The sequence below is a fragment of the Corallococcus terminator genome, assembly GCF_003611635.1.
Classification (GTDB): Bacteria; Myxococcota; Myxococcia; order Myxococcales; family Myxococcaceae; genus Corallococcus; species Corallococcus terminator.
The window spans coordinates 19,629-32,070 of sequence record NZ_RAVZ01000072.1 but is presented as its reverse complement, the minus strand read 5'-3'; the positions used below and the strand labels follow the sequence as shown (position 1 = coordinate 32,070).

Annotated in this window: 1 protein-coding gene (running past one end of the window); it reads left to right on the top strand. The window is 70.3% G+C overall.

Translation table 11 applies throughout. From position 1 onward, the window contains the following. Positions 1-12,442: part of a non-ribosomal peptide synthase/polyketide synthase coding region (locus tag D7V88_RS13195; protein ID WP_147448716.1), annotated on the top strand (this coding region is incomplete at both ends). 19,628 nt of the annotated region lie beyond the right edge of the window; the window shows 12,442 of its 32,070 annotated nt.

The window sequence follows — 12,442 nt, the reverse complement described above, 5'->3', positions numbered from 1 at the left end:
CGGGAGATGGGCGGCGGCGCGCCCCGTGGCCCAGGGCGTGCCCGGCGCGCCGCCGCCCATCTCCCGCGTGCCCCGCAACCAGCCGCTGCCGCTGTCCTTCGCCCAGCAGCGGCTCTGGTACATCCAGCAACTGGAGCCCCAGAGCGGCGCGTACAACAACGCGACCACGTTCCGCCTGACGGGCGAGCTGGACGTCGCCGCGCTCCAGGCGGCCCTGGACGAACTGGTGGCCCGGCACGAAGTGCTGCGCACCACGTACTCGCTGGAGGGTGAGAGCGCGGTGCAGCTCATCCACCCGGCGCGAGGCCTGCCCCTGGCGCGGGTCGATGTGAACGGCGAGACGCCCGAGGCCCGCGAGGCGGAGCTGGCGAGCCTGTGCCGGGCCCACGCCCTCATCCCCTTCGACCTGGAGAAGCTCGTGATCCGCGCGCTGTTGGTGCGCGTGGAGCCGAAGATGCACGTGCTGGCGCTGGTGCTCCACCACGCGGTGTCCGACGCGTGGTGCACCATGGTGCTCGCGCGCGAGTTGACGGTGCTCTACGCGACGTACAGCGCGGGCATGACGTCGTCGCCGCTGCCGCCGCTGCCCATCCAGTACGCGGACTACGCGGTGTGGCAGCGCGACTGGCTCGAAGGCGGTGTGATGGAGGAGCAGGTCGGGTGGTGGAAGCAGCAACTGCTCGGGGCCCCCACGCTCATCCTTCCCACGGACCGACCGCGCCCGGCGGCGCAGTCCTTCGAGGGCGCGCAGCACCGCTTCCAGTTCCCGGCCGACGTGGCGGAGCCGCTGCTGACCCTCGGCCGCAAGCAGGGCGCCACGACGTTCATGGTGATGATGGCGCTCTTCCAGACGCTGTTGTCGCGCTACTCGGGCCAGGACGACTTCGTGGTGGGCACGCCGCTCGCGGGCCGCACGCGCCCCGAGGTGGAGGGGTTGCTGGGATGCTTCGTCAACACGCTGGCCTTCCGCGCGCGGCAGGACGGAACGCCTTCCTTCGTGGAGTTGCTGGGCCGGGTGCGCACCCAGGCGCTGGAGTCGTACGCCCGCCAGGACGCGCCGTTCGAGCGCATCCTGGACACGCTGGGCCTGCCGCGTGACCTGAGCCGCACGCCGCTGTTCCAGGTCGTCCTCAACGTCCTCAACACGCCGGATGCCAAGGCCCAGCTTCCGTCGCTGGAGTTGACCCCGGTGGATGTCTCCACGGGCACGTCCAAGTTCGACCTGGGCCTGGACGTCTGGGAGAACCGCGCGGGTCTCACCTGCCGTTTCGAATACCCCACGGCGCTCTTTGATGAAGCGACCATGGTTCGGATGGCCGGGCACTTCGTGGAGCTCGCGCGTCAGGTCGTCGCGAATCCGGAGGTACCGCTCTCGCGCCTGTCCCTGATGGTCGGTGAGGAGCGCGACCGGGTGCTGGTGGAGTGGAACGCGACGGGCGGCGAATACCCGCGCGACGCGAGCCTCCAGGACCTGTTCATGGCGCAGGCGGCGCTCCATCCGGACGCCGTGGCGCTGGAGTTCGGGGATACGCGCCTGACGTACGCGGAGCTGGACGCGCGCACGAACCAGTGGGCGCACCTGCTGCGCGAGAAGGGCGTGGGGCCGGATGTGCTCGTGGCCGTGTGCCTGGAGCGCTCCATCGAGCTCATCGTCTCGCTGATCGCCATCCTCAAGGCCGGTGGCGCCTACCTGCCGCTGGATGCCGCGTACCCGGCGCAGCGTCTGGCCGCGATGATGGAGGATGCGCCGCCCAGGCTGCTGCTGACGACGCAGGAGGTGCGCGAGGAGCTGGCGGTGGATGACTTCCTGCCCTGCCTCTTCGTGGAGGAGCTGCGGCTGGACGGGCGGCCCACGACGCCCGTGCAGGCGGGGACGCACGCGCGCAATCTGGCGTACGTGGACTTCACGTCCGGAAGCACCGGGCGCCCCAAGGGCGTGGCGGTGGAGCACCGCAACGTGCTGCGCCTCCTGCACAACGCGTCCTTCGTGGACCTGGGACCGGGCACGGCGTTCCTGTTCATCTCGCCCATCTCCTTCGACGCCTCCACGCTGGAGATCTGGGCTCCGCTGCTCTTCGGCGGGCGCCTCGTCGTCTTCCCCCCTGCCCCGCCGTCGGACCTGGAGCTGCTGGAGAACATCCTCCAGGGACATCGCGTCACCACGATGTGGCTGACCGCGGGCCTCTTCGCGCAGGTGGCGGAGCTGCGGCCCGAAGCCCTGCGGGGGATGCGGCAGGTCCTCACCGGCGGCGATGTCATCCCGGCGCACCACGTCCGCCGCGTGTTGGAGGACCTGGGCATCACCGTCAGCGCCGGCTACGGCCCGACGGAGACGACGGTCTTCGCGTCCACGCACCGGATGACGGACGCGGCCCGGGTGGGCACGTCCATTCCCCTGGGCCAGCCCGTCAACGAGACGCAGCTCTACGTGCTGGACAGGCATGGGCAGCCGGTGCCCCCGGGCATTCCCGGTGAGCTCTTCATCGGCGGTGAGGGTCTGGCGCGCGGCTACGCGTCGCGTCCGGACCTGACCGCGGAACGCTTCGTCCCGAACCCCTTCTCCACCAGGCAGGGCGAGCGCCTGTACCGCACGGGCGACCTGGCGCGCTGGAGGCCGGACGGGGTGATGGAGTTCCTGGGCCGCGTGGACCACCAGGTGAAGGTGCGCGGCTTCCGCATCGAGCTGGCGGAAGTGGAGACCGCGCTGCGGGCCCACGCGTACGTGCGGGAGGCCGTGGCGGTGGTGCGCGAGGACGTGCCCGGCGACAAGCGGCTGGTCGCCTACTTCGTCGCGACCGAGGACCTGGACCTGGATCCGGCCGTGCTGCGCACGTTCCTGGAACAGCGGCTGCCGGAGTACATGATGCCGTCGGCGTTCGTGCCCCTCACGGCCCTGCCGCTGACGGCGAACGCGAAGCTGGACCGCAAGGCCCTGCCGGCCCCGGAGGGCGTGCGCGCCTCGCGGCGTGAGTACGTCGCGCCCCGCACGGAGATGGAGCTGCGGCTGTCGGAGATCTGGACGCAGGTGCTGCGCGTCGAGCGTGTGAGCGTCGACGACAACTTCTTCGATCTGGGCGGCGACTCCATCATCAGCATCCAGGTCGTCGCGCGCGCGCGTCAGGCCGGCGTGCGGCTCTCCGTGCGCGACCTCTTCCAGCACCCCACCCTGGGCGCGCTGGCGAACGTGGCGAAGATCAGCGCGGGCACCCAGGCGGAACAGGGCCCGGTGGTGGGCGAGGTCCCCCTCACGCCCATCCAGCGCGAGCTGCTGGAGGGCGATCCCGAACACGCCCACCACTTCAACATGCCGCTGCTGCTGCTGGCCCGTCAGCCGCTCCAGCCGGCACTCCTGGAGCAGGCGCTCCTGGTGCTCGTAGGCCACCACGACGCCCTGCGCATGCGCTTCAGCCGCGACGGTTCCTGCTGGCGCCAGCACAACGCCTCACCCGAGGAGGCTTCCTTCCAGCTTCTCCAGGTGGATCTCTCCGCGCTCCCGCTGGAGGCCCGTCTTCGCGCCATGGAGGAGCAGGCGGAGCGCCTCCAGACCAGCTTCGAGCTGGCCCGGCCTCCCCTGGTGCGCGCCGCCCTCTTCCACTTCGGCCCCGGGCAGGAGCAGCGCCTGCTGCTCCTCATCCACCACCTCGTGATGGATGCCGTCTCCTGGCGCGTGCTCATCGAGGACCTGGAGGCCGCGTACCTGCAACTGAGTGAGCGGCGCCCCGCGGCGCTCCCCGGCAAGACGACGTCCTTCCTGTCCTGGACGCGCCGGCTGGAGACCCACGCCCTCTCCGATGCCCTGCACGCCCAGACGGCCTTGTGGCTGGACGAAGCGCGCCTGAAGGTCGCCCCGCTCCCCGTCGACTCGGCGGGCCCCAACACCCACGGGTCGCAGCGGGCGGTCTCCGTCCAACTGGACGCGGAGGAGACCCGGCTGCTGCTCCAGGAGACGCTGCCGGGCTGGCGGGTGCGCATCAACGACGTGCTGTTGACCGCGCTCGCGCTCGCGCTGCGCGAATGGACCGGCCAGTCGGACGCGCTCATCGACGTGGAAGGCCATGGCCGGCAGGACCTGTTCGCGGACGCGGACACGTCCCGCACCGTGGGCTGGTTCACGTCGATGACGCCCGCGCTGCTGCGGCTGCCGGAGGGCGGCACCCCTGGCGACAGCCTGCGTGCGGTGCGCGATACGCTGAGCCAGTGGCCCGACCAGGGCATCGGCTTCGGGTTGCTGCGCTTCATGGGGCCCCCGGAGGTCCGTGAGCGGATGGCCGCCTTCCCCAGGGCGCAGGTGGCGTTCAACTACCTGGGACATGCGTACGGCGCGTCCGACGACAGCACCCTCTTCTGCCTGGGGAATGATCCCGTCGGCACGACGGTGGCCCCCCAGGCCCTCCGGACGCACCCACTGGTCGTGACCGGGTCGGTGCGGGACGGGCGGCTGGGGATGTTCTTCGGCTACAGCCACCACCTGCACCACGCCTCCACCCTCGAAGCCCTGGCGCAGCGCTTCGTCGCGACCCTGCGCACGTTCATCGAGCGGCGGCACTCCGAGGACTCGCGCCGGATGTCGCCGGGCGACTTCCCCCTGGCGCGTCTCTCCCAGCCCGTGCTGGACCGGCTGCTGGCCTCACAGGGGCCCACCGTGGAGGACCTCTACCCGCTCTCCGCGCTTCAGCAGGGCATGCTGTTCCACGTCCTCGCGACGCCGGAGTCCTCCTTCTATTTCGAGCAGCGCTCCTGGTCGATCCACTCGGCGGTGGACATCGGGTTGTTCCGCAAGACGTGGCAGGCGGCGGTGGACCGCAACCCCATCCTGCGCACCAGCTTCGTGTGGCGGGAATTGGAAGCCCCCCTCCAGGTGGTGCATTCGCACGTGGAGCTGCCGTTCGAGGAACTCGACTGGCGACACCTGTCTCCGGAGGAGCAGCAGGCCGGGCTGGTGCGGCGCATGACCGCCGAACGCGCGCGCGGCTACGACGTGACGCGGGCCCCGCTGATGCGGATGGTGGCCGTGCGTCTGGCGGATCAGCTCTGGCGCTTCATCTGGAACCACCACCACCTGCTGTTGGACGGCTGGAGCTCCGGCCTGTTCTTCCAGGAGGTCTTCGCGCTCTACGACGCCTTCCGGGCCGGAGCGACGCCCACACCCCCTGCGAGGCCTCCGTTCCGGGACTACATCGCGTGGTTGCAGCAGACCGACGTCGCCGAGGACGAGCGCTTCTGGCGCGCCCGGCTCTCCGGCCTGTCCGTCCCCACGCCCGTGCCCGCGGAGCAGCCGTCCACCGCGCCGCCCGGCGAGCCCGCGCGGATGGCGAGCACCCGGCTGTTCCTGTCGTCGGAGGACACCACCGCCCTCCAGGCGTTCGCGCGTCAGCACCAGTTGACGCTCAACACCCTGTCGCAGGCGGCGTGGGCCCTGGTGCTCGCGCGCTACGCAGGCACGCAGGACGTCCTCTTCGGCACCACGCTGGCGGGCCGTCCTCCAGAGCTTCCGGGCGCGGAGGCCATGCTGGGCATGCTCATCACCACGCTGCCGGTGCGCATCCAGATCCCCGACGCGCAGGCGCCCGTGCTGCCCTGGCTCCAGTCGCTCCAGACGCAGCAGCGGGCCCTCGAGCAGCACCAGCACACGCCGCTGGTCGCCGCGGCGGGCTGGAGCGACATGCCGCGAGGCACGCCGCTCTTCAACACCCTGATGATCTTCGAGAACTTCCCTCTCGATGAGTCGGTGATGAAGCGCTCCACGGAGCTCGACATCCGCGACGTGCAGGCAGCGGAGGCGAGCCATTATCCCCTCACGGCCCTGGCGCTGCCGGGCAGCGAGCTGTTGCTCATCCTGAGCTACGACGCGACGCGCATCCCGAAGGATGCGGTGGAGCGAGTGCTGGGCCACTGGACCCAGGCGCTGCTGTCGCTGGCCCGGCCCTCGGCCCTGCTGTCCGACGTGTCCATGCTGTCGGCGGCGGAACGGCAGCAGGTCTTGGTGGAGTGGAACACTCCCGCCCGAGGCTACCCGGACGTCCGCATCCACGACCTCTTCGAGCAGCAGGCCGACCTGCGCCCGGACGCCATCGCGCTGGAGTTCGGAGACACGCGCCTGAGCTACGCGCAGCTCGATGCTCGGGCCAACCAGCTCGCCCACCTGCTGCGTGAGCGGGGCGTGGGCCCGGACTCGCTCGTCGCGCTCTGCCTGGAGCGCTCCGTCGAGCTGATCGTCTCCCTGCTCGCCATCCTCAAGGCGGGCGGCGCCTACGTGCCCCTGGACGCCGCGTACCCGGTGCAGCGTCTGTCCGCGATGCTGGAGGACGCGCCGCCCCAGGTGCTCATCACCTCGCGGGCGCTGCGCTCTGGCCTGCCCGTCTCCCAGGAGGTCCCCTGCCTCCTGGTGGAGGAGCTGCGTCTGGAAGAGCAGTCCGCGTCCCGTCCGGTGACGGGCACGCTTCCGCGCCATCTGGCGTACGTGGACTTCACGTCCGGAAGCACCGGGCGCCCCAAGGGCGTGGCGGTGGAGCACCGCAACGTGCTGCGGCTCTTGCACGGCGCGTCCTTCGTGGACCTGGGACCGGACACGGCGTTCCTGCACCTCGCGCCCATCTCCTTCGACGCGTCGACGCTGGAGGTCTGGGGACCGCTGCTCTTCGGCGGGCGCCTCGTCGTCTTCCCGCCTGGCGCTCCGTCGGACCTGGAGCTGCTGGCGAATACGATCCAGCGGCATGGCGTCACCACGCTGTGGCTGACCGCAGGCCTCTTCACGCAGGTGGTGGAGCTGAAGCTGGAAGCCCTGCGAGGGGTGCGCCAGGTCCTCACCGGCGGCGATGTCGTCCCGGCGCCCCAGGTTCGCCGCGTATTGGAGGAGTTGGGCATCAGCGTCAGCGCTGGCTATGGCCCGACGGAGACGACGGTCTTCGCGTCCACGCACCGGATGACGGACGCGGCGCAGGTGGGCACGTCCATTCCCCTCGGACGGCCCATCCGCGAGACGCAGCTCTACGTGCTGGATGCGAATGGCCAGCCCGTGCCGCCGGGCATCCCGGGCGAACTCTTCATCGGCGGTGAGGGCCTTGCGCGCGGCTACCTGTCGCGTCCGGACCTGACGGCCGAGCGCTTCGTTCCGCATCCCTTCTCCTCGACGCAGGGCGAGCGCCTGTACCGCACCGGCGACCTTGCGCGCTGGAGCCTGGACGGGGTGGTGGAGTTCCTGGGCCGCGTGGACCACCAGGTGAAGGTGCGGGGCTTCCGCATCGAACTGGCGGAAGTGGAAGCCGCGCTGCGGGCCCACGCGGATGTACGCGAGGCCGTGGCGGTGGTGCGCGAGGACGTGCCCGGAGACAAGCGGCTCGTCGCCTACGTGGCCCTGCATCAGGACGTAGAGCCGACCGTGCTGCGCGCGTTCATCGCGAAGCGGCTGCCGGAGTACATGCTGCCGTCGCTCCTGGTCCCCCTCGCGGCCCTCCCGCTGACGCCCAACGGCAAGGTGGACCGCAAGGCGCTGCCCGTACCGGAAGGCTCGCAGGTCGCCGCGAGCACCTACGTGGCGCCGGAGACGCCGACGGAAGTCGCCCTGGCCGCGCTGTGGAGTGAGGTGTTGCGCATCCCCACCGTGGGACGGCACGACAACTTCTTCGAGTTGGGCGGCCATTCGCTGCTGGCCACGCAGGTGATGTCGCGCATCCGCACCACCCTGGGCGTGGAGCTGCCGCTGGGTGACCTCTTCCGCGCGCCCACCGTGGCGGGATTGGCCGGGCGTCTGGCCCACGCCGCCCGCTCCAAGACGCCGGCCCTCACCCGCGCGGACCGGACGTCCGCGCCGCCGTTGTCGTTCGCGCAGCAGCGGTTGTGGTTCATCGACCAGTTGGAGCCGGGCACGAGCCTGTACAACATGCCCCTGCCGCTGCGGTTCACCGGCGCGGTGGACGAAGGCGCGTTGCGCAAGAGCCTGGATGCGCTGATGGCGCGGCATGAGTCGCTGCGCACCACGTTCCGAGTGGAGGCGGGCCAGCCGGTGCAGCACATCCACGTCGAGGCCACCGTGCCCTTCGAGTCCGTGGACCTCACGGACATCGTGGATGCGGCGGAGCGCCAGGCGGAGGCGAAGCGGCGCGGCAGTGCGGAGTTCCGCCGTCCGTTCAACCTGGAGCAGGGGCCGGTGATTCGTGCCCTGTTGCTCAAGCTGGACGCCCAGGAGTACGTGCTGGTGCTGCACCTGCACCACATCGTGTCCGACGGCTGGTCATTGGGCGTGCTGGTGCGCGAGATGACGGCGCTCTACGAGGCCTTCCGTCAGGGGCAAGTGCCTGCCCTGCCGGAGCTGCCGGTGCAGTACGCGGACTACGCGGTGTGGCAGCGCGACTGGCTCCAGGGCGAGGCCCTGGAGGCGCAGCTCGGCTGGTGGAAGCAGCAGTTGGCGGGCGCGCCCCATGCGCTGGACTTGCCCACCGACAAGCCCCGTCCGGCCGTCGCCACCCGGCGCGGCGATGCGGTGCCTGTGCACCTGCCGCGCGTCCTAGCGGAACAGGTGGAGGCCCTGGCGCAGCGTGAAGGCGCGACGCCCTTCATGGTGCTGCTCGCGGCCTTCCAGACCGTGCTGCACCGCTACTCCGCGCAGGACGACGTGCTGGTGGGCTCTCCCATCGCGAACCGTCACCATGCGGAGACGGAAGGCCTGATCGGCTTCTTCGTCAACACGCTGGTGCTGCGCGGCAGCTTCGGTGCTCGGCCCTCGTTCCGGCAGCTCCTCTCGCAGGTGCGCACCACGACGCTGGGCGCGTACGAGCACCAGGACATTCCGTTCGAGCGGCTGGTGGAGTCGCTGCAAACCACGCGTGACCTGTCCCGCACGCCGCTCTTCCAGGCGATGTTCGCGCTCCAGAACGCGCCTCTTCCGGAGCTGATGTTGCCCGGCTTGTCGGTGAAGGCCGCCGACATCGGGGACCGCGGCACGTCGCAGTTCGAGCTGAGCCTGAGCCTCGACCGTGCGGCGGACGGCTTCGATGGCCAGATCCACTACGCGACGGATCTGTTCGAGCGCTCCACCGTCGAACGCCTGATGACGCACCTGAGGGTGCTACTGGAGGCCGCGCTGGAGCAGCCCGACGCGCCGCTCGCGGACCTGTCCTTCGTGGCCCCCGAGGAGCGTCAGCGGTTGCTGGGCAACCTGAGTGGCACCGTCGCGGACTTCGACCGCGAGTCCACGCTGCATGGACGCATCGAAGCACAGGTGACCCGCACGCCGGACGCGGACGCCGTGGCGTTCGAAGGCACGACGTTGTCCTTCCGGCAGCTCGATGCCCGAGCCAACCAACTCGCCCGGCACCTGCGCTCGCTGGGCGTGGGTCCCGAGGTGACGGTGGGCCTGTGCCTGGAGCGTTCGGCCGAATCCATCGTCGCGTTGCTCGCCGTCCTCAAGGCCGGCGGCGCCTTCGTGCCGATCGATCCTTCGGCGCCCATTGCTCGCCGCTCCTTCATCCTGGCCGACAGCCGCGCGTCGGTGCTGCTGACCACGCAGGCCCTGGCGGAAGAATGGACGCCGGAGGTGGGCACCGTCGTGTGCCTGGATGGCGAGCAGAAGCCCTGGATGGAGCTGTCCGCGGAAGCACCAGCATCCGACGCCGGGCCAGAGAATCTGGCGTACGTGCTCTACACGTCGGGCTCCACGGGCATGCCCAAGGGCGTGGCGGTGCAGCACCGCTCCGTGCTCCACCTGCACCGGGCCTTGTCGCGGGACGTCTACGTGCAGCCGCAGCGCGGCCTGCGCGTCAGCGTGAATGCGCCGCTCTTCTTCGACGGCTCCATCAAGCAGGTCATCCAGCTCCTCAACGGTTACTGCCTGTGCATCGTCCCCGGTGACACGCGCAAGGACCCGGAGGCGATGCTGACGTGGCTGGAGGCCCAGCGCATCGACGCGCTGGACTGCACGCCCTCGCTGCTCAAGCTGATGCTGGACGCGGGGCTGCTGGAGCGTGCGCACGTGCCGGCGTTGCTCCTCATCGGCGGTGAGGCGCTGGACGCGGTGACGTGGCGGAAGCTTTCCACGACGAAGCGCACGCGCGCCTTCAATGTGTACGGACCCACCGAGACCACCGTCAATGCGACGGTCTGGTCCATTCAGGATGCACCCCAGGTGCTGCCCGTCATCGGTCGGCCGCTGGACAACGTGCGCGCCTACGTGCTCGACGAGCACCAGCATCTGGTGCCCTTCGGCATGCAGGGCGAGCTGTGCCTCGCCGGAGCGGGTGTCACGCGCGGCTACCTGGGCCGGCCGGACCTCACCGCGGAGCGCTTCGTTCCGGATCCGTTCAGCACGGAGCCCGGAGCGCGGCTGTACCGCACGGGCGACAAGGCCCGGTGGCGCGAGGACGGGACGCTGGACTTCATGGGCCGCCTGGACTTCCAGGTGAAGCTGCGCGGCTACCGCATCGAGCTGGGGGAAATCGAAGCCACGCTGCGCTCGCACCCGGGCCTCCGGGATGCGGTGGTGATGCTGCGCGAGGACGTGCCGGGTGATTCACGCCTCGTGGCCTACGTCGCGCCGGAGATGGACACCTCCGCCCTGCGTGAGCATCTGCGCAAGCACCTGCCCGAGTACATGGTCCCGGCTGTACTGGTCGCCCTGCCCGTCCTGCCGCTGACGCCCAACGGCAAGGTGGACCGCAAGGCGCTGCCCGCGCCGGAAGCCTCGCAGCTTCCGACGCACACCTACGTGGCGCCGGAGACGTCGACGGAAATCGCCCTGGCCGCGCTGTGGAGTGAAGTGCTGCGCGTCCCCACCGTGGGCCGCCACGACAACTTCTTCGAACTGGGGGGCCACTCCCTGCTGGCCACGCAGGTGGTATCGCGCATCCGGTCCACCCTGGGCGTGGAGTTGCCGCTGGGAGACCTCTTCCGCGCGCCCACCGTGGCGGAGTTGGCCGAGCGGTTGGCCCACGCCGCCCGCTCCAAGACGCCGGCCCTCACCCGCGCGGACCGGACGTCCGCGCCGCCGCTGTCATTCGCCCAGCAGCGCCTGTGGTTCATCGATCAGTTGGAGCCGGGCACCACGCTCTACAACATGCCGCTGCCGTTGCGGCTCACCGGAGCGGTGGACGTAGGCGCGTTGCGCAAGAGCCTGGACGCGCTGATGGCGCGGCACGAAGTCCTGCGCACCACGTTCCGAGTGGAAGCAGGCCAGCCCGTGCAACACATCCACGTCGAGGCCACCGTGCCCTTCGAGTCCGTGGACCTCACGGACATCGCCGACGCGACCGAGCGCCAGGCTGAAGCAGAGCGGCGTGGCAGCGCGGAGTTCCGCCGCCCGTTCAATCTGGAGCAGGGGCCGGTGATTCGCGCCCTGCTCCTGAAGTTGGGCGCGGAGGACCACGTGCTGGTGCTGCACGTGCACCACATCGTGTCCGACGGCTGGTCGTTGGGCGTGATCGTGCGTGAGATGACGGCGCTCTATGAGGCCTTCCGTCACGGCCAGACCCCTGCCCTGCCTGAGCTGCCGGTGCAGTACGCGGACTACGCGGTGTGGCAGCGTGGCTGGCTCCAGGGTGACGCGCTGGAGGCGCAGCTTGGTTGGTGGAAGCAGCAGCTCGCGGGTGCTCCCCACGTGCTGGACCTGCCCACCGACAAGTCCCGTCCGGCTGTCGTCTCCGGGCGCGGCGACGCGGTTCCGGTGCACCTGCCGCGCATCCTTTCAGAGAAGGTAGAGGCCCTGGCGCAGAAGGAGGGCGCGACGCCCTTCATGGTGTTGCTGGCGGCCTTCCAGTCCGTGCTGCACCGCTACTCCGCGCAAGACGACGTGCTGGTGGGCTCGCCCATCGCGAACCGCCATCATGCGGAGACGGAGGGCCTGATCGGCTTCTTCGTCAACACGCTGGTGCTGCGCGGCAGCTTCGGCGCTCGGCCCTCGTTCCGGCAGCTTGTCGCGCAGGTGCGCACCACGACGCTGGGCGCGTACGAGCACCAGGACCTCCCGTTCGAGCGGCTGGTCGAGTCGCTTCAGACGACACGCGACCTGTCCCGCACGCCGCTCTTCCAGGTGATGTTCGCGCTCCAGAATGCGCCTCGCACGGAGCTGGTGCTGCCCGGTCTGGCATTGAAGGCCGCTGACATCGGGGCACGTGGCCTGTCGCAGTTCGAGCTGAGCCTGGACCTCGGCCGTGCGACGGAGGGTTTCGTCGGCCGCATCGACTACGCAACGGACCTGTTCGATCGTTCCACCGTCGAACGCCTCATCCAGCACCTGAGGGTGCTGCTGGAGGCCGCGCTGGAGCGTCCCGACGCGCCGCTCGCGGACCTGTCGTTCGTGGGCCCCGAGGAACGTCAGCGACTGCTGGGCGACCTGAGTGGCACCGTCGCGGACTTCGACCGTGAGTCCACGTTGCACGGTCGCATCGAAGCGCAGGTGGCCCGCACGCCGAACGCGGAGGCCGTGGAGTTCGAGGGGACGACGTTGTCCTTC